The organism is Caulobacter sp. GW822-FHT07D08 (genome assembly GCF_058798735.1).
Genome location: NZ_JBXAKU010000006.1, coordinates 172495 through 198561 on the forward strand (window position 1 = coordinate 172495; position 26067 = coordinate 198561).

General features: G+C 67.7%; 28 protein-coding genes and 1 riboswitch. Of the genes, 11 read left to right on the forward strand and 17 right to left on the reverse strand.

From position 1 onward, the window contains the following. Positions 1-13 precede the first annotated feature (13 nt). On the reverse strand, positions 14-403 hold the full coding sequence (locus tag AC1RJ9_RS13430; RefSeq protein ID WP_492837394.1) for a DUF6481 family protein: 390 nt from the start codon (positions 401-403) through the stop codon (positions 14-16). Between the two features lie 360 nt (positions 404-763). Between AC1RJ9_RS13430 and AC1RJ9_RS13435 the strand changes: the two genes are divergently transcribed. From AC1RJ9_RS13435 to AC1RJ9_RS13460, 6 genes are all read left to right on the forward strand, one after another. Continuing rightward, positions 764-1144: an AtpZ/AtpI family protein gene (locus tag AC1RJ9_RS13435; protein ID WP_492837395.1), complete on the forward strand. Its 381-nt coding sequence runs from the start codon at positions 764-766 to the stop codon at positions 1142-1144. Between the two features lie 5 nt (positions 1145-1149). Next, the gene (locus tag AC1RJ9_RS13440) at positions 1150-1911 is read left to right on the forward strand and encodes a F0F1 ATP synthase subunit A (RefSeq protein ID WP_492837396.1); all 762 of its coding nucleotides are present in this window, start codon (positions 1150-1152) and stop codon (positions 1909-1911) included. A 47-nt stretch (positions 1912-1958) separates the two neighbouring features. Then, complete coding sequence (locus AC1RJ9_RS13445; protein WP_004615714.1) at positions 1959-2183, forward strand: F0F1 ATP synthase subunit C; 225 nt, start codon at positions 1959-1961, stop codon at positions 2181-2183. 125 nt (positions 2184-2308) lie between these two features. Then, positions 2309-2842 (forward strand): F0F1 ATP synthase subunit B family protein, encoded by a 534-nt coding sequence (locus AC1RJ9_RS13450; protein WP_492837397.1) that lies wholly within the window; start codon positions 2309-2311, stop codon positions 2840-2842. Between the two features lie 12 nt (positions 2843-2854). After that, positions 2855-3364 (forward strand): F0F1 ATP synthase subunit B, encoded by a 510-nt coding sequence (locus tag AC1RJ9_RS13455; RefSeq protein ID WP_492837398.1) that lies wholly within the window; start codon positions 2855-2857, stop codon positions 3362-3364. A 283-nt stretch (positions 3365-3647) separates the two neighbouring features. Then, on the forward strand, positions 3648-5438 hold the full coding sequence (locus tag AC1RJ9_RS13460) for a methyl-accepting chemotaxis protein (protein WP_492837399.1): 1791 nt from the start codon (positions 3648-3650) through the stop codon (positions 5436-5438). Positions 5439-5669: 231 nt separating this feature from the next. Here AC1RJ9_RS13460 and AC1RJ9_RS13465 read toward each other — a convergent pair whose 3' ends face one another. From AC1RJ9_RS13465 to AC1RJ9_RS13510, 10 genes are all read right to left on the reverse strand, one after another. Then, the gene (locus AC1RJ9_RS13465; RefSeq protein WP_492837400.1) at positions 5670-6326 is read right to left on the reverse strand and encodes a hypothetical protein; all 657 of its coding nucleotides are present in this window, start codon (positions 6324-6326) and stop codon (positions 5670-5672) included. Positions 6327-6424: 98 nt separating this feature from the next. Then, positions 6425-6871, reverse strand: a complete 447-nt coding sequence (locus tag AC1RJ9_RS13470; RefSeq protein ID WP_492837401.1) for a hypothetical protein — start codon at positions 6869-6871, stop codon at positions 6425-6427. Then, complete coding sequence (locus AC1RJ9_RS13475) at positions 6868-7287, reverse strand: hypothetical protein (protein WP_492837402.1); 420 nt, start codon at positions 7285-7287, stop codon at positions 6868-6870. Before AC1RJ9_RS13475 ends, AC1RJ9_RS13470 begins: the two co-directional genes overlap by 4 nt. 134 nt (positions 7288-7421) lie before the next feature. Further along, the gene (gene gcvPB / locus AC1RJ9_RS13480) at positions 7422-8999 is read right to left on the reverse strand and encodes an aminomethyl-transferring glycine dehydrogenase subunit GcvPB (RefSeq protein ID WP_492837403.1); all 1578 of its coding nucleotides are present in this window, start codon (positions 8997-8999) and stop codon (positions 7422-7424) included. Then, a complete protein-coding gene (gene gcvPA / locus AC1RJ9_RS13485) occupies positions 8996-10342 on the reverse strand; it encodes an aminomethyl-transferring glycine dehydrogenase subunit GcvPA (protein WP_492837404.1) in 1347 nt (448 codons plus the stop codon). The genes gcvPB and gcvPA overlap by 4 nt, the downstream gene beginning before the upstream one ends. 121 nt (positions 10343-10463) lie before the next feature. Continuing rightward, positions 10464-10829, reverse strand: coding sequence for a glycine cleavage system protein GcvH (gcvH, locus tag AC1RJ9_RS13490; RefSeq protein ID WP_492837405.1), 366 nt, complete (start codon positions 10827-10829; stop codon positions 10464-10466). Positions 10830-10844: 15 nt separating this feature from the next. Continuing rightward, positions 10845-11957, reverse strand: coding sequence for a glycine cleavage system aminomethyltransferase GcvT (gene gcvT, locus AC1RJ9_RS13495; RefSeq protein ID WP_492837406.1), 1113 nt, complete (start codon positions 11955-11957; stop codon positions 10845-10847). Between the two features lie 164 nt (positions 11958-12121). Continuing rightward, a riboswitch (glycine riboswitch) is annotated at positions 12122-12212 on the reverse strand. A 191-nt stretch (positions 12213-12403) separates the two neighbouring features. After that, positions 12404-14902: a zinc-dependent metalloprotease gene (locus AC1RJ9_RS13500; RefSeq protein WP_492837407.1), complete on the reverse strand. Its 2499-nt coding sequence runs from the start codon at positions 14900-14902 to the stop codon at positions 12404-12406. Positions 14903-14984: 82 nt separating this feature from the next. Beyond that, positions 14985-16787 carry an arginine--tRNA ligase gene (argS, locus tag AC1RJ9_RS13505; protein ID WP_492837408.1) on the reverse strand — a complete coding sequence of 601 codons (1803 nt, stop codon included), beginning with the start codon at positions 16785-16787 and terminating at the stop codon, positions 14985-14987. After that, on the reverse strand, positions 16784-17500 hold the full coding sequence (locus AC1RJ9_RS13510) for a Tat pathway signal sequence domain protein (RefSeq protein ID WP_492837409.1): 717 nt from the start codon (positions 17498-17500) through the stop codon (positions 16784-16786). The genes argS and AC1RJ9_RS13510 overlap by 4 nt, the downstream gene beginning before the upstream one ends. Positions 17501-17667: 167 nt before the next feature. Here AC1RJ9_RS13510 and ispH point away from each other — a divergent pair, with 167 nt between their 5' ends. The 3 genes from ispH to rnhA all read left to right on the forward strand — a co-directional run bounded on the left by ispH (position 17668) and on the right by rnhA (position 20166). Beyond that, positions 17668-18615, forward strand: coding sequence for a 4-hydroxy-3-methylbut-2-enyl diphosphate reductase (ispH, locus tag AC1RJ9_RS13515; RefSeq protein ID WP_492837410.1), 948 nt, complete (start codon positions 17668-17670; stop codon positions 18613-18615). Between the two features lie 151 nt (positions 18616-18766). After that, positions 18767-19720 carry a homoserine kinase gene (thrB, locus tag AC1RJ9_RS13520; protein ID WP_492837411.1) on the forward strand — a complete coding sequence of 318 codons (954 nt, stop codon included), beginning with the start codon at positions 18767-18769 and terminating at the stop codon, positions 19718-19720. Then, a complete protein-coding gene (gene rnhA, locus AC1RJ9_RS13525; protein WP_492837412.1) occupies positions 19717-20166 on the forward strand; it encodes a ribonuclease HI in 450 nt (149 codons plus the stop codon). Before thrB ends, rnhA begins: the two co-directional genes overlap by 4 nt. Here the strand turns inward: rnhA and AC1RJ9_RS13530 are convergent. Further along, the gene (locus AC1RJ9_RS13530) at positions 20163-20591 is read right to left on the reverse strand and encodes a rhodanese-like domain-containing protein (protein WP_492837413.1); all 429 of its coding nucleotides are present in this window, start codon (positions 20589-20591) and stop codon (positions 20163-20165) included. The two genes, rnhA and AC1RJ9_RS13530, sit on opposite strands and share 4 nt — an antisense overlap. Before the next feature lie 87 nt (positions 20592-20678). On the opposite strand from AC1RJ9_RS13530, the gene ftrA reads away from it, so the two are divergent. Both ftrA and AC1RJ9_RS13540 read left to right on the forward strand, forming a co-directional pair. Further along, complete coding sequence (gene ftrA, locus AC1RJ9_RS13535; protein WP_492837414.1) at positions 20679-21638, forward strand: transcriptional regulator FtrA; 960 nt, start codon at positions 20679-20681, stop codon at positions 21636-21638. A 67-nt stretch (positions 21639-21705) separates the two neighbouring features. Next, entirely contained in the window at positions 21706-22173 is a 468-nt protein-coding gene (locus AC1RJ9_RS13540; protein WP_492837416.1) for a recombinase family protein, read from the forward strand. On the opposite strand, the gene AC1RJ9_RS13545 is transcribed toward AC1RJ9_RS13540, so the two are convergent. From AC1RJ9_RS13545 to AC1RJ9_RS13565, 5 genes are all read right to left on the reverse strand, one after another. Then, entirely contained in the window at positions 22170-22931 is a 762-nt protein-coding gene (locus AC1RJ9_RS13545; protein WP_492837417.1) for an ABC transporter permease, read from the reverse strand. The two genes, AC1RJ9_RS13540 and AC1RJ9_RS13545, sit on opposite strands and share 4 nt — an antisense overlap. Further along, positions 22928-23878, reverse strand: coding sequence for an ATP-binding cassette domain-containing protein (locus AC1RJ9_RS13550; RefSeq protein WP_492837576.1), 951 nt, complete (start codon positions 23876-23878; stop codon positions 22928-22930). Before AC1RJ9_RS13550 ends, AC1RJ9_RS13545 begins: the two co-directional genes overlap by 4 nt. A gap of 117 nt (positions 23879-23995) precedes the next feature. After that, complete coding sequence (locus tag AC1RJ9_RS13555; protein WP_492837418.1) at positions 23996-24457, reverse strand: NfeD family protein; 462 nt, start codon at positions 24455-24457, stop codon at positions 23996-23998. A 4-nt stretch (positions 24458-24461) separates the two neighbouring features. Beyond that, complete coding sequence (locus AC1RJ9_RS13560) at positions 24462-25412, reverse strand: SPFH domain-containing protein (RefSeq protein ID WP_492837578.1); 951 nt, start codon at positions 25410-25412, stop codon at positions 24462-24464. An 86-nt stretch (positions 25413-25498) separates the two neighbouring features. Continuing rightward, the gene (locus AC1RJ9_RS13565) at positions 25499-25939 is read right to left on the reverse strand and encodes a TIGR02301 family protein (RefSeq protein ID WP_492837419.1); all 441 of its coding nucleotides are present in this window, start codon (positions 25937-25939) and stop codon (positions 25499-25501) included. Positions 25940-26067 lie beyond the last annotated feature (128 nt).

The following is a 26067-nucleotide window of genomic DNA, read 5'->3' on the forward strand; positions in this document are numbered from 1 at the left end:
GCCCCTTCTCGGATCAGCCCAGGAGGCTGCCCCACGCGTGAGCGCGGTTGGCCTTGCTGTTGCTGGTCTTGCCCAGGGCGCGCAGTTCGTCGCGCTCCTTGGCCTTCTCTTCCTTGCGCACGCGCATCTCGGCGGCCTCGACGGCCTTGCGCTCTTTGCGCTCGGCGCGCTTGACGGCCATGATCTCTTCCTGGCGAGCCAGGGCCTCGAGACGGGCTTTTTCCTTGGCCTCGGCGCGGGCGGCGCGGACAGCCTCGAGTTCGGCGGCGCGCAGTTCCTCGCGCTTGTCGAAATCGGGGTCCTGGACGGTCGGCTTGGCCTTGAACTTTGCCAGCATGGCCTTCTTGGCCTCTTGCTGGGAGGAGATGCGATCGGCGAATCCGGTGTTCTTCAGGTGCGACATGAATCTTCGTATTGTTTGGAGGCGGCGGCTCTAAAACCCAGATCGACGAAAAAATCAATGCGTGATTGGGCTGCGCCGCACCTTGCCTATGGGGTGTGGCGCCGAAAGAACGCGTGTGATGTAGGAAGCCGTTCCCGCTTCCGGTAGGGGCGCTAACGAACGGCCAATCGAATGAAAAGGGGGATGGTTTTGCCTTCCCTTTAAGCCAAAGGCGAAATCCTTAAGTATTCCCGTAACTTGGCCCGCGAAGCGCTTACCTTGACGCACTGCGGCGAGGTCTATAGGTTCCGCGCCGATCAAGCCGGCCGGAAATGCGCCTTGTTTTGGCGCGCCCGCGGCGTTTTCGGACCTGCCGCTCCCATGCCCAAGGCCGACGAACCGAACGACAAGGCTCTGGTAAGCCTCGACGCTCGGCTCGACGCATTTGAGGCGAGGAAGGCGGCGGAAAAGCCGGCGAAAGCCGCGTCCGAAAAGGCCAACCAGGACGGCTATCGCCTCCTGGCGGATCTGATCGGGGGCGTACTGGTGGGTCTCGGCTTCGGCTGGTTGCTCGACCATTATGTCCACACGAGCCCCTGGGGCATGGTCGGCGGTCTGCTGATCGGCTTGGGGCTCTCGATTTTCTCCGTCGTCCGCAAGGCGACGAAAATGAGCGCGCAGGCGTCGGCGCCGTCCCCTCAAGGGAATGCCGGCGGAGACACGGGAGGCGGGTCAACCGCCCCCAAGCAGAAGAGAGACTAGGGCCGATGGCCGATCCGATGCACCAGTTCCAGATCCAGAAGATCATGGAACTGCCCACCGTGACCGTTCCCGGGCTCGGCGCTATCGACCTGTCGATCACGAACTCGGTGTTCGCGATGATGCTGGCGGCGCTGCTGGTCATCACCTTCTACAGCCTGGCGGCGCGCAAGGCCGTCATCCCGGGCCGCCTGCAGTCGGTCGGCGAGATGCTCTACGGACTGGTCGATGGGCTCTCGGAGTCGATCATCGGCCACGACGGCAAGAAGTTCCTGCCCTTCATCTTCACGCTGTTCGTCTTCGTGCTGTTCATGAACATTCAGGGCATGTTCCTGGTGTTCACCGCCACGTCGCAGCTGGCCGTGACCCTGACGCTGGGCCTGATGGTCATCCTGACCGTGGTCGCCGTCGGCTTCGCCAAGAACGGCCTGAAGTTCTTCAAGCTGTTCGCCCCGTCGGGCGTGCCGTGGCCGCTGTACTTCCTGCTGGTGCCGATCGAGATCCTGTCGTTCCTGATCCGCCCCATCACCCTGGGCCTTCGTCTGTTCGGCAACATGCTGGGCGGCCACGTGGTGCTGAAGATCTTCGCCGGCTTCGTGATCGCCCTGGGCGGTCTCGGCGTACTGGGCTGGGCCGGTTCGGCCCTGGCCCTGACCTCGGTCGTCGCCCTGACGGCCCTCGAGTTCATGGTGGCCTTCCTGCAGGCCTTCGTGTTCGCGGTGCTCGCCTGCGTCTACATCAACGACGTCGTGCACCTCGACAGCCACTGATCAACCTTTAGTCTTTCCAACAAATACCCTTCCAAGGAGTCTCTATCATGGACGCTGCTGCAGCTAAGTACATCGGCGCTGGCCTGGCCATGCTCGGCATGATCGGCGCGGGCGTTGGCCTGGGCGTGATGTTCGGCAACTACTTCCAAGGCGCCCTGCGCAACCCGACGGCCGCCGCTCAAGAGCGCCCGATGCTGTTCCTGGGCATGGCCCTGACGGAAGCCCTGGGCATCTTCGCCCTGGTCATCGCCTTCCTGATCCTGTTCTCGTAATCCGACCCTGGAGCGCGGCGCTTCAACGGAAGCGACGCGCTCCATGCTTTTGTTTTCTCGCGCTTCCTGGAGCGGGCCGGATCACGGTCCGCTCCAAGCGCACTAGCTGAGAGGCGCCTTCGCCCATGGCGACGGAACATCACGGCACGGTCGAGACGACTGAAGCCCCCAAGCACGAAAGCGGCGGCCTTCCGCAGCTGCAGTTCGAGCACTGGGGTGGTCAGATCGTCTGGCTGCTGCTCATCTTCGCCGTCCTCTACGCGGTGCTGTCGAAGGGCCTGCTGCCCCGCGTCAGCGGCGCGATCGACGAGCGCGGCGCCAAGATCGCCGGCGACATCGCCGACGCCCGTCGTCTGAAGGACGAGGCGGAAGCCCAGGCCCGCGCGGCCGCCGCCGAAGTGGCCGAGGCGCGCGCCAAGGCCCAGAAGACGGCCGCCGATGCGAAGGCCAAGGCTTCGGCCGAAGCCGCCGAGCGTCAGGCCAAGGAAGAGGCCGTCCTGGCCGAGAAGCTGGCCGCGGCCGAGGCTTCGATCCAGGCCGCCCGCGACACGGCCATGAGCCATGTCCGCGAAGTGGCTCAGGAGACGGCCGGCGCGATCGTCGAGAAGCTGACCGGCAAGGTGGCCACCGCCGCCGAGCTGAAGTCGGCCCTGGCCTAAGGAGCGCTGACGATGGAACACGAATCCCTGTTCAGCCTCTCGAACCCCGAGTTCTGGGTTCTGGTCGCCCTGGTGATCTTCTTCGGCCTGCTGGTCTATCTGAAGGTCCTGCCGGGCGCGCTGTTCGGCGCCCTGGACGGCTACGCCGCCAAGATCAAGGCCGAGCTCGACGAAGCCCAGCACCTGCGTGAAGAGGCCCAAGCCCTGCTCGCGGACGTCAAGGCCCAGCGCGAGGAAGCCGAACGCCAAGCCGTCGCGATGATGGACGCCGCCAAGGCCGACGCCAAGCGGATGGCCGAGGAAGCCAAGGAAAAGCTCGAGGAGCAGATCAAGCGCCGCGCCGAAATGGCCGAACGCAAGATCGCCCAGGCCGAGGCGCAAGCCGCCGCCGACGTGAAGGCCGCCGCGGTCGATCTGGCCGCGCAAGCCGCCGAGACCGTCCTGGCCGCCCGCCTCGCCGGTTCGACGAACGACGGCCTGGTCGACGCCGCGATCAGCCAGATGGGCGCCAAGCTGCAATAGCGGCTAGCGACATCGGACAAGACAAGAGGGCGCGGATCGCAAGGTCCGCGCCCTTTCTTCTGGGCGCCTTCGAAAGCGGACCCGGCAGGCGTTTGAGAAGAGGGGGAAGCCGACTTCGCTCCCGGTCCCTCGAAAGCTCCGCCTCGTATCACGAAGCAGGCATAGGGATTTTCAAGGACGCGGACCTTAAGCAACACGCGGCTAACTGACGCGGACAGCCCAAGCCGAGGTCTCCGTTAACGCCGTCCATGAGCACTATCGCCGTTAATCAGCGAGGTTCGACATGTTTGGCTCCCTAAAGATCGCCCACAAGCTCGTGGCGGCCTTCACCGTGCTGGTGACCTTGGTGGCTTTGGTGTGCGTTCTGGTCCTGACCGGCGAGCAAACCATCAAGGCCAGGGCGGCCGAGGATCACCGCGACCTGACGCGCGACAGCCTGATGGCCAAAGCCAACGACGCCCTTGTCGAACAACAGAACGCCGTCCGCGGCTATCTGGCGACCAACGATCCGTCATTCCTCAAGCGCTACAACGGCTTCAAGGCCGACTATGCGGCGGCTCTCGATGTCCTTCTCGCCGAGCCTACCGACGACGGCGACAAGGACCGTTTGACGCGCTTCGCCTCGGCCGTTCAAACCTTCTCGGGCCAGACCGATCTCCAGATCGCCGAGGGCGGAGATCCGACAAAACTAGAGGCCGCCCGCGCATCACTGCTGACCGCAGGACGTCTCACCGCCGTCCGCAAGGTTGGCAAGGAGATCGCCGAACACTCCGAGGCCGCGCGGAACCAGCGCGAGGCCTCGCTGTCGGCGCTATATCGTTGGGCTGAAATCGGCCTGGGCGTTGTCGGCGTGCTGACGATCGGCCTTGCCTGCGCCATGGGTTGGCTTCTGACCCGGGCGATCGCCAACCCTGTCCGCGATATGACCGCCACGATGCGGAGCCTGGCGGCCGGCGACAACACCGTCGAAGTGCCCGCGGTCGGACGAAGCGATGAGATCGGGCAAATGGCCGATGCGGTGCTGGCCTTCAAGCAATCGGCGATCGACAAGCTGAAGGTGGAGCATAGGGCGGAGGATCAGCGCCAGGCGGCCGAACGCGATCGCGTGATCCATGACGCCGAGCGCGCCGCCCACGCCCGCGAACAGGCCATCGTGGTGGAACATTTGGGCGTGGCGCTGGATCGCCTCGCGGCTGGCGACCTCACCTATCAGATCCAGACCGGATTTCCCGCCACCGCCGCCAAATTGAAAGAGGATTTCAACGCCGCCATTCAGCACCTCAACATCGCTATGGCGGCCATCGACGGCGGCGCGCGTAGCATCCTTGGCGGCTCGTCGGAGATCAGCAAGGCCGCCGATCAGCTGGCCCAGCGCACCGAACGCCAGGCCGCAAGTATCGAAGAAACCGCCGCCGCGCTTGAAGAACTGCTGGCGACGGTCCGCCGCTCGGCCGACGGCGCCGCCTCGGCCAGGACTCAGGTCCAGACCGCGCGCGACGACGCCGAGCGCGGCGGCGCGATCGTCGCCGAGGCGGTGATCGCCATGAGCGCCATCGAAAAGTCGTCGCACGAAATCGAGCAAATCCTCAGCGTCATCGACGAGATCGCCTTCCAGACCAATCTCTTAGCCCTGAACGCTGGGGTGGAGGCGGCTCGGGCCGGTGACGCCGGACGTGGCTTCGCCGTCGTCGCGCAGGAAGTGCGGGCCCTGGCCCAGCGCTCCGCAGAAGCGGCCAGAGCGATCAAGGGCCTGATGCTGGCCAGTTCCGGTCATGTGGAGAACGGCGTGCTGCTCGTCAACCAGACGGGCGAGGCGCTCCAGCGCATCGTCGGGGGCGTCCGACAATCGGCCCAGGTCATGGAGCAGATCGCCGCCGCGGCTCAGGAGCAGTCGCAGGGATTGGGCGAGGTCAATATTGCCGTCAACCAGATGGATCAAGTCACCCAGCAGAACGCCGCGATGGTCGAGGAATCAACCGCCGCCAGCCGCTCGCTGGCCGACGAGGCGCATGAGCTGACACGCCGCGTGGGGCACTTCACAATCGACGCCGACGCCGCGCGCTTAGCGGCTTAGAACCCCCCTCCGCGCGGCAGCCTGGCCCTGAGATGAAAGGCGGCGATGAACGCCGCCTAGAGGCGCCGACGGGCGGATCGTCGCGAGGTCGCCTTTGCCCAGAAGCGAGCGCCATTCATCAGCAACGCCAAGATCCGGCGCGGGTGGGGAACAGCTATCGGCGCCGGCCGGATACCGGACCTCGGATCACGCTTTCGGACGAAGTGTCGGTCCTGGGGTGAATAACGGACGTCAGGCCCGGCTTTCAGCGCCGGAGCGGATGGGATGCAGGCCGTACCAGATGACGAAGCCGATCATCATCGCCATACCGACAGCGGATGGCAGAACCTGGCTCAGCGGCTGCCACTCGGCCAGCAGATTGCCCACCCCGGCTGAAAGCATGGCGAAGTAGAAGCCGATCATCTTCACGCCGTGATCCAGGGGACGGACCCAGCGATACCAGGCCCCGACCCACAGCGACCGGCTTAGATCATAGGCCGTCATCGTCAGCAGATAGCCGATGGTCGTGTAGCCAATGGCCGGGGTCCAGGACGCCGTGCCTCGCCCCATCTGGAAAGCCACGAGCAGAGCCATCCCCACGCCCAGGATCGACAGCAGGGTGTCCGGCAGGCGTGGCCCGCGCCGGTTGAGCGACAAGGTCCGCAAGCCGCTGAGATACTGATACCCGGCCGTGAGGGTCGCGGCGACCAGCGGCGCCGGCGGTCGAAACAGGATCACCGCCAGCACCGCGCTGGACAGGACCACAAGACCCAATCCCGCAGTGGCGCGCCCCGACCAGCGATGCAGCGGACCGCCTTTGCGGCAGAACAACGGTATGAGACCGATGAGCAGGGCCAGCGCCCCGGTCGAGACGTGGGCGGCGATGTTCAACGTGTGCGCGTCGGTCATGCGAAGACTATGTTGAGGCGGAGCCCACCATAGCAAGCAAATAGGATGAGGCCGGCCTCGCTCCAACGTCCAACTTGCCCGAAAGCCGACGCCCGTCTCTAGGCCGTCTTCGCCATCTTCCGCGCGACGTACTTCTTCACGCGCTTGCGGGTCTTCTTCAGCAGGCGCCAGCGGGCGCGGCGCAGGACCATCTTCTCCGTACGGAGCATCTGCTGCCAGACGACCAGCAGCACTTCGGGCTCGCGGCGCATCAGGCGTCGGATCGGGAAGACCAGTTTGGGGTGGCGCTTCTGCCAGCGGATGAAGGTCTTTCGCGCGGCGAACGAGTAGCGCAGCACGATCATCAGCCCGATGACCAGCAGCGGCAGGCCCAGGTGCCCTGGCAGCGGCGTCAGCACGGCGCCGGCCAGGATCACCAGCGCGCCGAAGCCGATGGCGATCCAGCGGAAGGCGCGCGCCGCCGACTCGCGCAGCAGCAGGGCCAGGCGCGCGCGGCGACGGACCTTGTGCTTGATATCGATCGTAGTGGTGGTGATCGCGTTCACGCCCCGGTTGGCTTCACGGCGCGGCGCTTCAGCGACTTGCGCCAGCGAACGGCCACCCGCCACCTGCGCGGCACGATCAGGCGCTCGACGCGCAGGGCCTGCTGCCAGGCCACCAGCACGACTTCCGGCTCGCGGCGCAGCAGGCGGCGCAGCGGGAAGATCAGCTTGGGGTGGGCGTGCTGGAAGCGGACGAACTGCTTGCGGGCCTTGAACGAATTGCGCAGCACCAGCATCAGGCCGACCACGGTCAGCGGCAGCCCCATGGGGCCGGGCAGCGGCGCGATCAGTATGCCGCCGATGACCAGCAGCACACCCAGTGTCACCAGAATGACGCGCAGAAAACGCGCGACGAGCTCGCGGGCGAGGTCATCGGCGGTGCGTTGGGCGCGCGGCATGGCGAGTGCGAAAGCAGTCATGGGAGGGACGAAACGGGCTTGCGCGCCGCTTGCTCCCTGGAAAAGCCAGTCAGCCCGGATGCGCCCCCCCGATATGTGGAGACAACAGGGCGCCGTAAAGGCGCCCTGCCGTCGCAAGGGGGGTATGGAATTTGCTATTCAGCGGCTAGTGGCGCCGCGGCCACAGGTTTCCACCTCAACCGGGGCTTGCGGGCCGCCAGGGTCTCATCGAGGCGGCGGAGCGGAGCGTGGAACGGCGCGCCCTTGAAGCGCTCCGTCTCGCCCGCCTTGGCCGCGCCGGCGAGCAGGCGAAGCGCCTCGATGAAGCGATCCAGCTCCTGCTTGCTCTCGGTTTCGGTCGGCTCGATCAGCATGGCGCCGTGGACGACCAGCGGGAAGTACATGGTCATCGGGTGGAAGCCCTCGTCGATCATCGCCTTGGCGAAGTCGAGCGTGGTCACCCCGGTGCCTTCCAGCCAGCTGTCGTCGAACAGGGCCTCGTGCATGCACGGACCATCCGGGAAGGCCGGGCTCATCACGTCCTTCAGGCGGGCCTTGATGTAGTTGGCGTTGAGGACGGCGTCCTCGGCCACCTGCCGCAGGCCGTCGGCCCCGTGGCTGAGCATGTAGGCGTAGGCGCGGACATACATGCCCATCTGGCCGTGGAAGGCGCTCATGCGGCCGAAGGCTGTCTTGGCCCCCTCTTCGCCGGCGTGCTCGACCAGGGTGAAGCCGTCGTGGCCGTGGACCAGCCAGGGCGTTGGCGCGAAGGGCGCCAAAGCCTCCGACAGCACCACAGGACCCGCGCCCGGACCGCCGCCGCCGTGGGGCGTCGAGAAGGTCTTGTGCAGGTTGATGTGCATGGCGTCGACGCCCAGGTCGCCCGGGCGCACCCGGCCGACGATGGCGTTGAAATTGGCGCCGTCGCAGTAGAAGTAGGCTCCGGCCGCGTGGGTCAGCCGGGCGATCTCGACGACGTCGCGCTCGAACAGGCCGCAGGTATTGGGGTTGGTGACCATGATCGCCGCGACGTGGTCGCCGAGCTTGGACTCCAGGTCCGCCATGTCCACCCGGCCGTCTTCCGTCTGGGCGATCTCGACGACAGTGTAGCCGACGAAGGCCGCCGTGGCCGGGTTGGTGCCGTGGGCGCTGGTCGGGGCGAGCACCGTCTTGCGGTGGCCCTGACCGTTGGCTTCGTGGGCCGCGCGGATGGCCAGCATGCCGCACATCTCGCCGTGGGCGCCGGCCTTGGGCGTCAGGGCCACGGCCGGCATGCCGGTCAGGGTCTTCAGCCAGTGGGCCAGGCGGTCCATCAGCTGCAGGGCGCCCTGCACGGTCGACTGCGGCTGCAGCGGGTGAATGTCCGAGAAGCCCGGCAGACGCGCCATCTTCTCGTTCAGGCGCGGGTTGTGCTTCATCGTGCACGAGCCCAGCGGATACAGCGCCAGGTCGATGGCGTGGTTCTTTTGGCTGAGGCGCACATAGTGGCGGACCGCTTCGGGCTCCGACAGGCCCGGCAGACCGATCGGCTCGGCGCGCAGCAGGCCGGCCAGATCGCCCGACGGCGCGGCGGCCTCGGGCAGGTCGACGCCGGTCTTGTCCCAGCCGTTCAGTTCGAAGATCAGGGCCTCGTCCTGAAGGAGACCACGACCGCCGGTCAGGGTCTCGTGGCTGGTGGCGGCGTCGTTCGCGGTTTCGGGGCGCGTGGGGCGGCCGACGTTGTTCATGCTCATTGGGCCACCGCCTTGGTGAGGATCTTGGCGAAGAAGGGGATGTCGATATCGAGCGTGGTCTCGGTAGCCGCGACCAGCAGCACGTCGTTCAGGCCCGCGTCCGCGTCGAGGCGCGAGAACGGCACGCCGGCGATGACGCCATGGCCGGCCAGGGTCTCGACGACCTCGGCCGCGTCCTTCGGCAGCTTGATCGCGAACTCGTTGAAAAAGCGCGGGGTCAGGATCTCGACACCCGGCACGGCCTTCAGGGCGTCGCGCAGGGCGACCGCCTTCTGGTGGTTCAGGGCGGCAAGCTGGCGCAGGCCGGTCTCGCCCAGCAGGCTCATGTGGATCGAGAAGGCCAGGGCGCAGAGGCCGCTGTTGGTGCAGATGTTCGAAGTGGCCTTGTCGCGACGGATATGTTGCTCGCGGGTCGACAGGGTCAGCACGAAGCCGCGCTTGCCATCGGCGTCGACGGTCTCGCCGCACAGGCGGCCCGGCATCTGGCGGACGAACTTCTCCTTGCAGGCGAAGAGGCCGACATAGGGGCCGCCGAAGTTCAGGCCATTGCCGATCGACTGGCCCTCGGCCACGGCGATGTCGGCGCCCATCTCGCCGGGCGACTTCAGCAGGCCGTACGAGACCGCCTCGGTGGTCACGACGATCAGCAGCGCGCCGGCCGCCTGGGCGGCTTCGGCGATCCGGGTCACGTCGGTGACCGTGCCGAACACGTTCGGGGTCTGGACGACGACGCAAGCGGTGTCGGCGTCGATGGCGGCGATCACCGCGTCCTCGGCGTCGACCGCCGGAGCCAAGGCCTCCGTCGCGACGCCGGCCGCGTGGGCCAGGGTCTCGATGGTCTCGACATAGTGCGGGTGGACGCCGCCCGACATCACCGCCTTGTTCCGGCGGGTGACGCGCTGGGCCATCATCACGGCCTCGGCCGCGCCGGTCGAACCGTCATAGAGCGAGGCGTTGGCCACCTCCATCCCGGTCAGGGCCGCGACCTGGCTCTGGAATTCGAACAGCACCTGCAAGGTGCCTTGGGCGATTTCCGGCTGGTAGGGCGTGTAGCTCGTCAGGAACTCCGACCGCTGGATGATGTGGTCGACCGTGGCCGGCACGTGGTGGCGATAGGCGCCGGCCCCGCAGAAGAACGGTCCCTCCCCCGCGGCGCGATTGCGACGAGCCAGGCCGGCCATCTCGCGCTCGACTTCGATCTCGCCGGCGTGCAGCGGCAGGTCGACGGTTCCGGAACGCTGGGCCGAGGCCGGCACGTCGATGAACAGGTCGTCGATCGACTTGACGCCGATCGCGCCGAGCATCTCGACGCGGTCTTCGGGGGTCAGGGGGAGGTAACGCATTGTGTTATCGCACCTAGCTTGTCATCCCGGCCGTAGCGGAGCGGAGAGCCGGGACCTCGGAAAGCGCGGCGCTTCCGGCGGTCCCGGATCGGCCTGCGGCCGTCCGGGATGACAGATAAAGTTAGAGAGTCGCGAGGAACGCTTCGTACGCGTCGCGGTCCATCAGGGCGTCGACCTCGGCCGGGTTCGACAGCTGGATCTTGGCGAACCAGCCGCCGCTTTCCGGCAGGGCGTTGACGGTTTCCGGCGCGTCGCCCAGCTCGGCATTGCCCTCGATGACCTCGCCCGACACCGGGGCGTAGACGTCCGAGGCGGCCTTGACGCTCTCGACCACGGCGAGGTTCTCGCCCTGCTTCACGGTCTTGCCGGCTTCCGGAACCTCGACGAACACCACGTCGCCCAGCTGCTCGGCGGCATAGGCGGTGATGCCGACGGTGGCCACGTCGCCTTGGACGATGACCCATTCATGATCTTTGGTGAAACGCATTGCCTGGGCCCTTGATTAGAGTTTGCGGACGTAACGGTTGGCGACGAACGGGGTGGCGACCACTTCAGCGGCGGCGGCCTTTCCACGAACGATGACCTTGAGCTTCGCCCCCACGGCCGCATAGGCCGGCGGGGCGAAACCGATGGCGATGGGGAAACCCAGGCTGGGGGCGAAGCCGCCGCTGGTCACCTTGCCGATGACATTGCCTTCTTCGTCGGCGATCTCGGCGCCTTCGCGGGCCGGCGCGCCTTCCAGCACCTTCAGATTGACGCGGACGCGCGACATCTCGCCGGCCAGTTCCTTGGCGATCCGGGCCGCGCCGAGATAGTCGCCGGCCTCGCGGCGCGACTTGCCGACCGCGAAGTTCAGACCGGCCTCGATCGGCGAGACCGTCTCGTCCAGGTCATGGCCGTACAGCGGCAGGCCCGCTTCCAGGCGCAGGCTGTCGCGCGCGCCCAGGCCGATCGGCTTGACGCGCTCGTCGGCCAGCAGGGTGTTCCAGATGCGCTCGGCGGCGTCGGCCGGGACCGAGATCTCGTAGCCGTCCTCGCCCGTATAGCCCGAGCGCGAGATGATCGCGTCGACGCCGAAGGCGGTCAGGGCCAGCGTGTCCATGAACACCATGCCGGCGGCTTCCGGCACATGGGCGGCCAGGACGACGGCGGCCTGCGGACCTTGCAGCGCCAGCAGCGCGCGGTCCTCGAGACGGGTCACCGTGGCCTCGCCGGCCAGGGCCTCGGCGATGATCTTGTAGTCGTTGTCCTTGCAGGCGCCGTTGACCACCACGAACAGGCCGTCGTCGTCGGGGCGCGCCGTCATCAGGTCGTCGATGATCCCGCCCTCGGCGTTCAGCAGCACGCCGTAGCGCTGCTTGCCGGGCTTCAGGCCCTGGTAGTCGGCCGAGACTACCTTCTCGAAGCTCTTGGCGGGGTTCTCACCGCGCAGGCGCGCCTGGCCCATGTGCGAGACGTCGAACAGGCCGGCGTGCTCGCGGGTCCAGAGGTGCTCCTTCAGCACCCCGTCCTTGTACTGCACCGGCATCGAATAGCCGGCGAACGGCACCATGCGCGCGCCAAGCGCTACGTGGGCCTCGTACAACGGGGTCTTCTTGAGGTCTTGATCGGACACTGGACAGGCTCCAAGCGGGGTCGGCGACGGGACCGGCGTCCGCCGGCAAGTCGCCCCCGCTGTCCCTTGGACCTGAGAGATTCCGGCCTCGCCCCTCTGCCGGACGGGTTTGGCCTTGCTCCTTCGGCGAGCCGCCCTTTCGGGAGGCCTCTTTCCAGCGTTCCTAAACCCGCGCGGTCCTTTTGCCTGAGCGTTTCCGGGGCGGTTGCGCCTTCGGCCTCGGGAGCGAATCCCGATGTCTCCCGCGAGGGTCGTCGGGGTGATGCGGGAGGGTCACCTCAGAGTCAAGCTGGACCGGCTTCTTTCAACTCCGATTTCCCCGGCGAATGCCGGGGCCCAGATTCATTAGTGAGAGTCGGACGTGCTCGCGCCCACGCGACGAGCAGAACCACTAGCGCGCTTGGCTTCGATCTGGGCCCCGGCATTCGCCGGGGAGATCGGATAACTTAGAGGTTCAAGTCTACAAACCAATCGTCCTCGCCGATCGGCGGGCCGGGCGGGATGACGATCTTGGCCTTGCCTTCCTCGATCAGCCCGGCCAGGCGGTCGCCGCTTTCGTCGGTAATGACACCAGCCAGGGCGCGAGCCTGGGCGCGGTCGGCGGCGTCGCTTGCGGTCACGGCCTTGAGCCCCTTGCCCCAGTCGGCCAGACGCGCGCGGATCACCGCGGCGGCGGTCGGGGACAGGTCCTTGTCGCCCAGGGCGTTGGCCAGATTCACCACCATCCTCTGGCGGACGCGGCGCGCCAGCTCGGCTTGGCGGCCCGTCGCCTTGCCGTCGAAGGCGGCGAAGGCCAGGGCCTTGTCCAACAGCCCCTCGACACCCGGCTGGGCCGGATCGCGGCGCTTGGCCTCCATGAGACGGTTCAGGCGCGCCGGCGCGAACAGGTCGCCCCAGACGAGGTCGGCGGCGACGTCCGCCGTCGCCGGCAGGTCGAAGACCGGCCCCGGGCCGAAGGTCTCGATGTCATTGGCCTTGTCGGCGCCCTGCGACTGGCCCGAGGTCAGGACATCCAGGGTCTTGTCGGAGAGGTCCAGCGCGGCGGGCGTCAGCGTCCGCAGCAGAGCGTCGATGGCGGCGGCCTGGCGGGCGGGCGGGACGATCTTGCTGGCCTCCCGGCCATCGCCCTCGGCGGCGTAGGTGAAGTCGACGCCGCCGACCAGCTTGGCCGTCGCGTCGACCTGATAACGGTGGAAGATGTAGATCGGCACGATCACGCGGCGCAGATCCGCCACCGACCCGCCCTTGGGCAGATTGGGAAGCCCGAAACGGTCCAACGCGATCTTGCGCACGGCCATCAGATGGTCGAGCTCGACGACGGGGTCGGAACCGTTGTCCCAGACCGCGCCCACCGGATGCGGCGTGTCCTGCCCGCGCGCATCCTCGTCGGAGACATAGCGCAGGCCGTCGGCCTGGCTCTTGTCGGCCTTGGCCTTCAGCCAGGCCTTCTCGTCGACGCCGGCCGGAGCGACCCCATATAGCCAGTCGATCACGAACTTGTCCCAGGCGCCCACGCCGCGCCCATAGGCGTCGGAGAAGTCCAGCTGGCCGCCCTTGATGGCGATCCTCGGGGCCGGATAATCCATCACCGAGGCGCGGTCGCCATAGGTGCTGGCGGCGAAATTGTGCTGCAGGCCGATCGAGTGGCCGATCTCATGCGGGGCCAGCTGGCGCAGGCGGGCCAGCGAGATCTCGATCGGGTCGTTGGGACCGCCCTGGCCGGTGGCCGCCGCGCCTTCCAGTCCCTCGAAGATCAGCCGGTCCTGGCGGACGCGCTGCGAGCCCAGCAGCACGTCGCCCTTGATGATCTCCCCCGTGCGCGGATCGACCACCGCGTGGCCATACGACCAGCCGCGCGTCTGGCGGTGCACCCAGTTGACGACGCTGTAGCGGGCGTCCAGCGGGCTGACGCCCTCGGGCAGCAGCTCGACCTTGAAGGCGTCGATGAAGCCGGCGGCCTCGAAGGCCTGGTTCCACCAGCGGCCGCCCTCGATCAGCGCCGAGCGCACCGGCTCGGGCGCGGCGCGGTCGACATAGAACACGATCGGCTTCTTGACCGGCGAGCGGGCGGCGGTCGGATCGGTCTTTTCCAGACGGAAGCGGTGGACCAGCCGATAGACCAGCGGCTCGCCCAGCGGCGCGGAATAGTCGGCCACGGTGTGGTCGATGACGCCGACGCGCGGATCGTTCTGGCGCGGCTGATAGCCCGGCTCGGGCAGGGCCACGAACGCGTGGTGCAGGGCCAGGGTCACGTTGCGCGGATCGGGAACGATGCCGCGAACCTCCGAACCCGGATCGTCGCCGACGAAGGTCTCGACCGCCTCCAGCTCGACGTTCAGCGGGAAGACGTTCACCGCCCCCGTATCGGCGTAGGACAGGCCGTCGTTCAGGCGGAAGTCGCCCTGCTTGCCGCGCTTCAGCGTCTTGGCGACGCCCTGGGCGTCGCGGGTCAGGAAGCTGGTCACATCGACCAGCAGGCCGCCGTCCGGGCTCTCGGCCTCGATGGCGTTCGACCAGACGCTGGAGACCGGGAACGAGTCGGCCACCGCCTTCTGCTCGTCGGCCGACCCCCGCGCGGCGGAAAAGCCCCAGTTCTCGAACTGGGCGATCACCTTGCCGCCCACGCGGCGGAAGGCGATGATCTGGGTGTCGCCCGGCGCCGAGCGGTCCAGGCCTGTCGGGTTCGAGCCCAGACCCGACCGCAGATAGGTCTGGTAGATGTAGCGCCCGGCGATCCCGTCCGCGCCCGGCTTGGGCAGCAGCACCAGGATCTTGCCGTCCTTCTTGTCGACGAACACTGGCAGGAGGCCGTTCTTGCGCTCCAGGCCGGCGGTGGCGTCGGCGTACTTGTCGGTTTTAGACTTGGCCTTCTCGGCGAAGGCCGGCGCGGCGATCGCGCTGACGCAGGCGCTCGCCATCAACATGGCGACCACGGACTTGTTCATAACCCCTCCCGACACACGCAAGCGCGGCCGGGACTGTCGTGCGCCCCCGCGGCGATTGCAACCGCCGCGAGGCGCTCGAACCCTACATCCGTTCCGGCGCTTCGATGCCGAGCAGGTCGAGGGCCAGCAGCAGCTGGCGCAGGGTGGTCTCGGCCAGGCTCAGGCGCGAGGCGCGCAGTTCCTCGGTGTCGGCGCTGACGATCGGGCAGGCGGCGTAGAACTTCGAGAACGACTGGGCCAGCTTGTAGGCGTGCTCGGCCACGAAGTTGGGGGCCTTCTTGTCATAGGCCTCCTGCAGGGCGCCCTCGAAGGCGTCCAGCAGCATGGCCAGGTCCCGCTCCGCAGGCTCGCGGATCACGATGCGGCCGGCGACGGCGCCGGCCTCGGCGGCGCGGCGCAGCACGCTCTTGATGCGCACCGACTGGTACAGCAGGTAGGGGCCGGTCTTGCCCTCGAAGCTGGTGAAGCGGTCGAGGTCGAAGACGTAGGAAGTGCCGCGGAAGTTCTGCAGGTCGGCGAACTTCAGAGCCGCGACGCCGACCTTGTGGGCGGTGTCCTCGAACTGCTCTTCGGTCAGCTCGGCGCCGAGGCCGGCTTCGCGCAGGCGCTCGCGGGCCTTTTCGCGGGCCATCTCGATCAGGTCGTGCAGCTTCAGGACGCCGCCGGCGCGGGTCTTGAACGGCTTGCCGTCCGCGCCGTTCATGGTGCCGAAGCCGATGTGCTCCAGCGAGCCCTCGGCGGCGTAGCCGGCCAGGTAGGCGGCGCGGAACACGGTCTCGAAATGCAGGGCCTGCCGCTGATCCACGCAGTAGAGGATCAGGTGCGGGTCGAACGACTTGCGGCGGTCCAGGATCGTCGCCAGGTCGGTGGTGCCGTACATCGCCGAGCCTTCCGACGACACCACCAGCAGCGGCGGCACGTCCTGCTTGTCGCCCTCGCGGGCCACCCGGACGATGCGGGCGCCCTGGTCGTCGACCAGCAGGCCCTTGTCCTCCAGCTGGCGGACCATCGGCTCGATCAGGTCGTTGACGTCGCTCTCGCCCTTCCAAAGGTCGAAGTCGACGCCCAGGGCGTGGAACTCGCGCTCCAGGGCCACGCGGCTGACATTGACGAAGTGACGCCATAGCAGGCGATAGCCGAAGCGGCCGTTCTGCAGTTCGGCGGTGGCCTTGCGGGCGCGTTCCTTGAACGCCGGATCTTCCTTCTGGCGCACCGAGGCGGCCGGATAGATGCGGTCGAGGTCAGCCAGGGTGATGCGGCTCTCGAACTCGGCCATCACCTTGGCCTCGTCGGCGGCGCTGAAGCCGCGCGGAGCCTCGGGAAGCTTCTGCATCAGGGCGTTGATGAACGCGTCCTCGTCCATGATGGCGCTGATCAGCAGGCCCATCTGGAAGCCCCAGTCGCCGAAGTGGGCGTCGCCCACCACGTCGTCGCCGCGGAAGCGGTACAGCCGCTTGACCGACTCGCCGATGATCGAGGCGCGCAGGTGGCCCACGTGCATCGGCTTGGCGACGTTCGGGCCGGCATAGTCGACCAGCACCCGGCGCGGGGTTTCCAGCAGCTGGGCGCCGGCGCGATCGTCGGAAGCGATCTCGCGGGCGCGGGCCGACAGGGCCTCGTCGCTGACGCGCATGTTGATGAAGCCGACTCCGGCGATCTCGACCGAGGCCAGGCGCGGGTCGCCCTTGAGGATATCGACGACCTGCACGGCGATCTCGCGCGGATTGCGCTTGGCGCTCTTGGCGGCCGCGAGGGCGCCGTTGCACTGGAAATCAGCCAGGTCGGGACGGTCGGAGGCGGTGACGCGTCCGAATTCGGGAGGCAGTCCGGCGGCCTGGAAAGCGGCCGCGGCCGCCTCACTCAGGGACCGCTTCAAATCGTTCATTGCTTGGTGGTGTTCCCTGCTTGCCCAGCTTGCTGAGCCTGTGCGGCCTGACCGGCATTGACGCGGAAGCGCTTGCCGTCACGGTTGAAGGCGGCCATTTCCGGGGTCACGTCGAAGCCCAACAGGACCTCGAAGTTGCTGCCGCTGACCTTGTCGTCGGCGCGCGGAATGGTGATCTGCTCGATCGTGTCGGTGGCGTAGGCGCGATCCTTGCCGGGCGCGAAGGTCACCGGCAGGTCGAAATATTCCTTGGCGATCACGGACTGGTTCCGCTCGGTGACGGCGACCCAGTAGCGATAGACGTGCTTGTCGCCCTCGGCCTGCGGGCCGCGGCCCAGCTGGAACAGGGCTTCGATGCGGATCCTGATCGGCTCGTTGGCCTTGTAGGCGCAGCCCGACGAGATGCTCTGGATCTCGCCCGTGAAGCCGGCCTGGTTGGCGGCTTCCTTGCCGTCCTTGAACTCGACATAGCGGCTGGCGTCGTAGAGCACCTTCACATAGGGGCACGGGCCGGCGTTGCGCAGCTGCTGCAGCGGCGCCTTGGGCTGGTTCCACTCCTCGTCGCGCTTCTTCTTCTTGGCGGCGCCGCTGTCATCGTCGGGGCCGCCGCCCTGGCCGCCGCCGGGTCCCATCTGCGCATGAACAGTCGTCGCCGTGGCGGCGATCGAGAGCGCCATCAAAGCGCTGAGGGCGAGCGGCAAAGTGCGGCGCATGAAACGTCCGGTTCGAGAAAAAGAAGAGCCAAGCGGGACCATGCAGCCCCTTCGGCGTCATGCAGCCTGATAAAGGCATATGCGTGACGTCGCAACGACGCAGACTCCTGGCGCCGGACCATCCGAACGACTAGTTTCCGCGCATGAACGCCCATACGCCCGCCCCCATGCCGGTTCGTCGCCCGATCTCGCTCGTGCTGGCCAGCCCGCGCGGCTTCTGCGCCGGCGTGGATCGCGCCATCCAGATCGTCGAACGCGCCGTCGAGAAGTTCGGCGCGCCGGTCTATGTGCGCCACGAGATCGTCCACAACCGCCACGTGGTCGATCGGCTCAAGGCCCTGGGCGCGGTGTTCATCGAGGAACTGTCCGAGGCCCCCGACGACCGCCCCGTGGTGTTTTCGGCCCACGGCGTGCCCAAGTCGGTGCCGGCCGAGGCCCAATCGCGTCAGATGATCTATCTGGACGCCACCTGCCCGCTGGTCTCCAAGGTCCACGTCGAGGCCCAGAAGCACTATGACGCCGGCCGCGAGATCGTGCTGATCGGCCACGCCGGCCACCCGGAAGTCATCGGCACCATGGGCCAGCTGCCCGAGGGCTCGGTCACCCTGATCGAGGACATCAAGGACGCCGCGGCCTGGGAGCCGAAGGACGCCGCCAACGTGGCCTTCCTGACCCAGACCACCCTGTCGGTCGACGACACGGCGGACATGGTGGCCCTGCTGCGCGAGCGCTTCCCCGGGATCGCCGCTCCGCACAAGGAAGACATCTGCTACGCCACCACCAACCGCCAGGACGCGGTCAAGCACCTGGCCGAGCAGTCGGAACTGGTGCTGGTGGTCGGGTCGAAGAACTCCTCGAACTCGGTGCGCCTGAAGGAAGTCGGCCTGAAGGCCGGCGCCACCGCCGCCTATCTGATCGACGACGCCAACGGCATCGACTGGACCTGGTTCGACGGCGTCTCGCGCGTGGGCCTGACCGCCGGCGCCTCGGCTCCGGAAGACCTGGTGCAAGGCGTCATCGACGCCATCTCGGCGCGCTTCGACACCACCGTCGAGGAACTGGTCGAGGCCCGCGAAACGATCACGTTCAAGCTGCCGAGGCTGCTGACGGCTTAGGCTGGGCGGAGCCGAAACCTCGTCCTTCGACAAGCTCAGGATGAGGTTTCTACCGCAGCGGCGTCAAAAGTAGCCCTCATCCTGAGCCTGTCGAAGGACGAGGGCTGCCCACACCCTTGACCGCCGGCCTCCCGTCGAGCATCCCGACGCCATGGCCGTCTATACCGACATCACCGACGCTGAACTCGAAGCCTTCCTGGCGGGCTACGACCTGGGCTTGCCCCTGGCCTTCAAGGGCATCGCCGAGGGGGTGGAGAACTCCAACTTCCTGCTCGAGACGGAGAAGGGCCGCTACATCCTGACCGTCTACGAGCGGCGGGTGAAGGCCGACGACCTGCCCTATTTCCTGAACCTGCTGACCTGGCTGGCCGACAAGGGCTATCCCAGCGCCCGGCCGATCCCGGACCGCAAGGGCGCCACCCTGGCCAGCCTTCGCGGCAAGCCGGCCGCCATCGTCGAGTTCCTGCCCGGCCTGTCGGTGCGCAAGCCCACCGTCGCCCACTGCCGCGAAGCCGGCGAGGGCCTGGCCTGGCTGCACCTGGCCGGCGAGGGCTATCCCGGCCGCCGCGCCAACGACCTGGGCCAGAGCGCCTGGTCGCCGTTGTTCGCCAGGCACCGCAAGGCCGCCGAGGATCTCAAGCCCGGCCTGTCGGCGACCATCGACAACGACCTGGCGCAGCTGGCCCTGATGTGGCCGCGCAATCTGCCGTCGGGCGTGATCCACGCCGACTATTTCCCGGACAACGTCTTCTTCCAGTCGAACGGCAAGTTCGCCGCGGCGATCGACTTCTATTTCGCCTGCGAGGACAGCTACGCCTACGACGTGGCCGTCACCCTGAACGCCTGGTGCTTCGAGCCCGACGGCAGTTTCAACATCACCGCCGCCAAGGCCCTGCTGAACGGCTATGAGCGCCGCCGCCCGCTGAGCCCGGCCGAGAAGGAAGCCCTGCCGATCCTGGCGCGCGGCGCCGCCGTCCGCTTCTTCCTGACCCGCCTGGCCGACTGGGGTTCGACCCCGCCCGGCGCGCTGGTCAAGCCGAAGGACCCGCTGGAGTACGAGCGCAAGCTGGCCGTCCACCGCGAAGGCCTCGTGCTGTTCGCATGACGCCTAAGGTCACGATCTATACGGACGGCGCCTGCAAGGGGAATCCGGGTCCCGGCGGCTGGGGCGCCATCCTGTTCTATGGCGACAAGAAGAAAGAGATCTGCGGCGGCGAGCCGGCGACCACCAACAACCGCATGGAGTTGATGGCCGCGATCCAGGCGCTGGAGCTGCTGAACCGCCCCTGCAAGGTCGAGCTGCATACCGACAGCCAGTACGTGATGAAGGGCATCCAGGAGTGGATCCGCGGCTGGAAGGCGCGCGGCTGGAAGACCGCCGACAAGAGCCCGGTCAAGAACGACGACCTTTGGAAGCGCCTCGACGCCGCGCGCGAGCGGCACGATGTCGACTGGCGCTGGGTCAAGGGTCACGCCGGCCATCCGCTGAACGAACGCGCCGACGCCCTGGCCAACGAAGGCCTGCGCAAGGCCAATCCGAGGGTCTTCTAGGCCTCGAGACGACCCGGCTCCTCGCCGCTCGCGAACGGCAGGCCTTCGTCCTCCCAACCGGTGATCCCGCCGAGCATCAGCTTCACCGGCCGACCCAGCCTGGCCAGCTTCAGCGCCGCGCGATCGGCGCCGTTGCAGTGCGGGCCGGCGCAATAGACGACGAACAGGGTGTCGGCGGGCCATTGCGCCATCCGCTCGGCCGTCATGTCGGCGTGGCGAAGGTGGATCGCGCCCGGCACGTGACGGCGGGCATAGGCGTCGGGCGAACCGACGACATGCAGCAGGACGAAATCGACCTCGCCCGCCTGCATGGCTGCGGCGACGTCGGCGCAGTCGGTCTCCAGCGACAGCCGCGCGGCGAAGTGGGCGGCGGCGACCTCGGCGGCGGCGGGGATCTCGGACACGAAGCTCGGCTTGGGGCTCATGGAAGTCTCCAACGGTTGACGCCGGCAGACTTGCCCTGGCGCGACCGCGCGCGTTAGCTGGCGAGATCGACATCGACCGTAAAGATCATGCCAAACGCTCAGCCGCTCGTCGTCGTCCTCGCCTATGACGGCCTCTGCACCTTCGAATATGGCGTGGCGGTCGAGCTGTTCGCCTTGCCGCGTCCGGAGATGGGCGCGGACTGGTACCGCTTCGCCACCGCCGCCGTGGAGCCGGGCGACCTGCGCGGCCTGGGCGGCGTGCGGATCGTCGGCGACGGCGGACTGGAGCTGCTGAGCGAGGCCAGCGTCATCGTCGCCCCGGGCTGGCGGGGGATGGATCACCCCGCGCCCGCCCCGCTGATCGAGGCGCTGCGGAAGGCTCACGCCAACGGCGCGCGGCTGATGTCGATCTGCTCGGGCGTGTTCGTGCTGGCGGCCACGGGCCTGCTGGACGGACGCCGGGCCACGACCCACTGGCGCTATGCCGACGCGCTACGCGAGCGCTATCCGGCGATCGCGGTTCAGCCGGACGTGCTCTATGTCGACGAGGGCGACCTCCTGACCTCGGCCGGCAGCGCGGCGGGCATCGACCTGGGCCTGCACCTGATCCGCCGCGACTTCGGACCCGAGGCCGCCAACACCGTGGCCCGCCGCCTGGTCGTGCCGCCGCATCGCGACGGCGGCCAGGCCCAGTTCGTCGAGCGGCCCGTGCCCGTGGCGCACGAGGCTTCGCGGCTCTCGCCGATCCTCGACCGGATGCGCGCCGATCTGGCCGGCGACCATACGATCAAGACCCTGGCCGGCGCGGCGGGGATGAGCGAGCGGACCTTCCTGCGCCGCTTCGAGGCCGCCACCGGCGGGACCCCGGCCCGGTGGCTGCTGGCCGAACGCCTGAACCGGGCGCGGGACCTGCTGGAGACCTCGCCGGCCGGGATCGAGCAGGTCGCCGAGGCCGTGGGCCTGGGCGCGCCAGCCCTGCGTCACCACTTCCGTCGCCAGTTCTCGACGACACCCGGCGCCTACCGGGCGCGGTTCGCGCGCGGCTAGGCGCCAAGCTGTGGACGCCCGCGAAATCCACTCGCCAGCGCACGCGGGGTCTGCAAAGCACCGCCGCATGAAACTCGTCGGCTACTATCGCGTGCCGCCCGTGCGCGGGACCTTCTTCAGCCCCGCCCAGGAGGAACGCCTGCTGCTGCTGGGCTGCGAAGAGGTATTCAGCGATCGCTGCCTGACCACCGGCGTGGTGCGCCCCGGGCTGGAGCGGGCGCTGGAAGCCCTGGAAGATGGCGGAGCCCTGGCGGTCCCGAGTTTCCACGCCCTGGCCGGGACAATGGTCGACCTGCTGGACATGGCGCTGAGGCTGCACGGGCGCGGCCTGCACCTGATCGTTCAGCAGCCCGAGATCGACACCCGCGCCGATCCCAGCGTCTTCGAGACCCTGCGGCTGCTGGCCGCTTTCAACGGCGAACGCCCGATGGTCCGCGCGGCCGAGGCGGCGCTGGTCGCGAAGGGCGGCGCCGCGAGCGGCATGAAAGGACTGAAGGCGGGGACGCCGGTCGAGGACGCCCCCGAGGAAGACTAGACCTTCAACCGGTAACCCGTCTTGAAGATCCAGCCCACCGCCGTCAGGCAGACGACCAGGAACACGCCGGTCATGGCCAGGCTGACGCCGACGCCGACGTCCGACTGGCCGTAGAAGCTCCAGCGGAAGCCGCTGATCAGATAGACCACCGGGTTGAACAGGGTGACCTTCTGCCAGACCTCCGGCAGCATCTTGATCGAGTAGAAGCTGCCGCCCAGGAAGGTCAGCGGCGTCACGATCAGGGCGGGCACGATCTGCAGCTTCTGGAAATTGTCGGCCCAGACCCCGATGATGAAGCCGAACAGGCTGAAGGTGATCGAGGTCAAGACGAGGAACAGCAGCATCACGAACGGGTGGGCGATCTCGAACGGCACGAAGATCCGGGCGGTGGCCAGGATCAGCAGGCCCAGGCAGATCGACTTGGTGGCGGCGGCGCCGACATAGCCGGTGACCGCCTCGAACCAGGCCACCGGGGCCGAGAGCAGCTCGTAGATCGTGCCGGCCCACTTGGGCATGTAGATGCCGAACGAGGCGTTGGAGATGCTCTCGCTGAGCAGCGACAGCATGATCAGGCCCGGGATGATGAAGGCGCCGTAGCTGACGCCGTCGATCGACTGCATGCGCGAGCCGATCGCCGAGCCGAACACCACGAAATAGAGCGAGGTCGAGATGACCGGCGCCAGGATGCTCTGCAGCAGGGTGCGGAACCACCGCGCCATCTCGAAGCGGTAGATGGCCTTGATCGCGAAGAGGTTCATTGCGGGGCCCTCACCAGGCTGACGAAGATGTCTTCCAGAGAGCTCTGGTCGGTCTTGAGGTCCTTGAAGTCGACGCCGTGCTCGGCGAGGCGCTTGAGCAGATCGGCGATGCCGGTGTCGTCGGCCTGGGCGTCGAAGGTGTAGACGAGGTCAGCGCCGTCGTTGATCAGGCTGAGCGAAGCGTCGTCCAGGCCGGCCGGCAGGGCCGTCAGCGGCTCGCGCAGGTGCACGGTCAGCTGTTTCTTGCCCAGCTTGCGCATCAGCACGGTCTTGTCTTCGACCAGGATGATCTCGCCCTTGTTGATCACCCCGATCCGGTCGGCCATCTCCTCGGCCTCCTCGATATAGTGGGTGGTCAGGATGATGGTGACGCCATTCTCGCGCAGCTGGCGGACCATCTCCCACATGTCGCGGCGCAGCTCGACGTCGACGCCGGCGGTGGGCTCGTCCAGGAACAGGATGGTCGGCTCGTGGCTCAGCGCCTTGGCGATCATCACCCGGCGCTTCATGCCGCCCGACAGCGCCATGATCTTGCTGTCCTTCTTGTCCCACAGGGACAGGTCGCGAAGGATCTTCTCGATCAGGGCGTCATTGCGCGGCTTGCCGAACAGGCCGCGCGAGAAACTGACCGTGGCCCAGACCGTCTCGAAGGCGTCGGTGTGCAGTTCCTGCGGCACCAGGCCGATCTTGGTGCGGGCGGCGCGATAGTCCTTCACCACGTCGTGGCCGTCGGCCAGGACGACGCCCAGGCTGGGATTGACGATGCCGCAGATGATGCTGATCAGGGTGGTCTTGCCGGCCCCGTTCGGGCCCAGGAGGGCGAAGATCTCGCCCCTCTCGATGTCCAGGTTGATCGTCTTGAGGGCCTGATGGCCAGACGCATAGGTCTTGGTCAGACCCTTCACCGATATGATTGAAGTCACGCCGTCTCCCCTAAACGCGACGATGCCCCGATACGAGGCTCAGCGCCGCGCATGCCCTGCAAGGTGGCTGATGCGGGGCTCAAATGGTGTCGCCGTCGGCGGATAACAGGGGCGGCGCCGCGTTCTGTCAGCAGGTTTCCGTCAGGTCGGAATCTTGCGGACCTTCAGCACCGCGCCATTGAGGCCGATGACCACCACTTCCTGGCTGATGGCGGGGATCGGCTCCTCGGTCTCGGCCGCCCAGTCCTTGCCGTCGACGAACACCCGGCCGCGCCCTTGCTCAAAGGTCGACAGCACCTGGCCGCGCTGGCCGATCAGCCGCTTCAGTGGGTCGTTGAGGTCCGGTCCCGTCGGCTCCAGCACCGGCCGCAGGAAGCGGCGGGCCAGATAGGTCGAGGCGATGGTCAGGATGGCGAACAGGCCGATCTCGAGCACGGCGCCCGGATGCAGGGCCTGGGCGATCAGGCCGATGACGAAGGCGCTGGCCGCCGGCCAAAGGAGCCAGCCCGTCCCGGTCGAGACCTCGATGGCCAGGCAGATGGCCGCGACGGCCAGCCACAGCCAGAACGGTTGCAGAGCGTAGAAGCCGGCGATCGCGCCCATGACCTCAGGCTCCGCGCTTGCCGACGGGCGGCGGGGCGCCCTGAGCGCTGACCGGCGCGGCGGTCGACGAAGACCGCGACGGCGGCGGCGCCTTCGGCGTATCGGCGCCCAGGCTCTTGATCAGCTCGGCGACCCCCGCGACGGTCCCGGTCAGGCCCGAGAAGTCGGCCGGCACGATCACCGTCTTCTGCTGCGGACTGCGGGCCAGTTCGCCGAAGGCTTCGACGTACTTCTGGGCGATGAAGTAGTTGATCGCGTTGACGTCGCCCTTGGCGATGGCCTCGGACACGAAGGTGGTCGCCTTGGCCTCGGCCTCGGCTTCCCGTTCGCGGGCCTCGGCGTCGCGGAAGGCGGCCTCGCGGCGGCCCTCGGCCTGCAGGATGGCCGACTGCTTCTGACCCTCGGCGCGGGCGATCTGGGACTGCTTCTCGCCCTCGGCCTCGGTGATCACCGCGCGCTTCTCGCGCTCGGCCTTCATCTGGCGGGCCATGGCGTTGGTGATGTCCGGCGGCGGCGTCAGGTCCTTGATCTCGATCCGCGCCACCTTGACGCCCCACGGGCCGGTGGCGTGGTCGATGGTCGACAGCAGCCTGGTGTTGATCGCGTCGCGCTGGCTCAGCACCTCGTCCAGCTCCATCGAGCCGACGACGGTGCGCAGGTTGGTCTGGGCCAGCTGGGTGATGGCGTACATCAGATTGTCGACCCGGTAGGCGGCGGCGGCGGCGTCCATCACCTGGATGAAGACGATGGCGTCGACCTTCACCGACACGTTGTCCTTGGTGATGACCTCCTGCTGGGGCACGTCCAGCACCTGCTCCATCATGTTCACCTTGCGCCCGATCGTCTCGACGAAGGGAGTCAGGATGCTGATGCCGGGCTTCAGGGTCCGGGTGTAGCGGCCGAACCGCTCGACGGTGAATTCGCGCCCCTGCGGCACGATCTTGATGACGCTCATCACCAGCACGAAGGCCAGGACCAGCAGGACGATTACGACGATGGACGTGCCCAAGAGCGACGCTCCTCTACAAACCTGGGTAGAGGTTAGCGCGCTCCTTCGCCGTCCGCCATGGAATCCGGCGCGGGCGGCGGAGGCGTGGGGCGCATCGACTGCGAGAGCCTCTGGGCCAGGGCCTGACCCTTGCGGGCGGCGGCCTGCTCGGCCTTGCGGCTGGCGTCATCGCAGACCGGATACTCGCTGCGGCGCGAGGCGAAGCCGGTGTTGAACCGCTCGCGCATCTGGGCGTCGAAGGCCTGGTCGGCCTGCTCCACCTCGGTCAGGCGAACCATGCGCGAGCGCCAGTACTGGTCGTCGACGCCCTCGCAGGCCTGGCGTAGGGCGTGGCTCTCGCCCAGCGTATAGGCCAGGTCCAGCAGACGCTGACGCTCGTCGGCGGCCCGTTCCTGACCGAACGCCTTGGGGGCCAGGACCGGCGAAACGACGAGGGCGCCGAGGAGGACGCCGATAAGGAACGGACGCGACATGAGCCTGTTATCGCCAAACCGCGCCCGCCTGTCACCGTCCCGCGCCTGACGGGCGAGCGGCCGGCCTCCGCTTGGGGACAAGATGTCCCTCGGTGTCAAAAAAGCTTGAACAATAAGGGCCTTGTGAT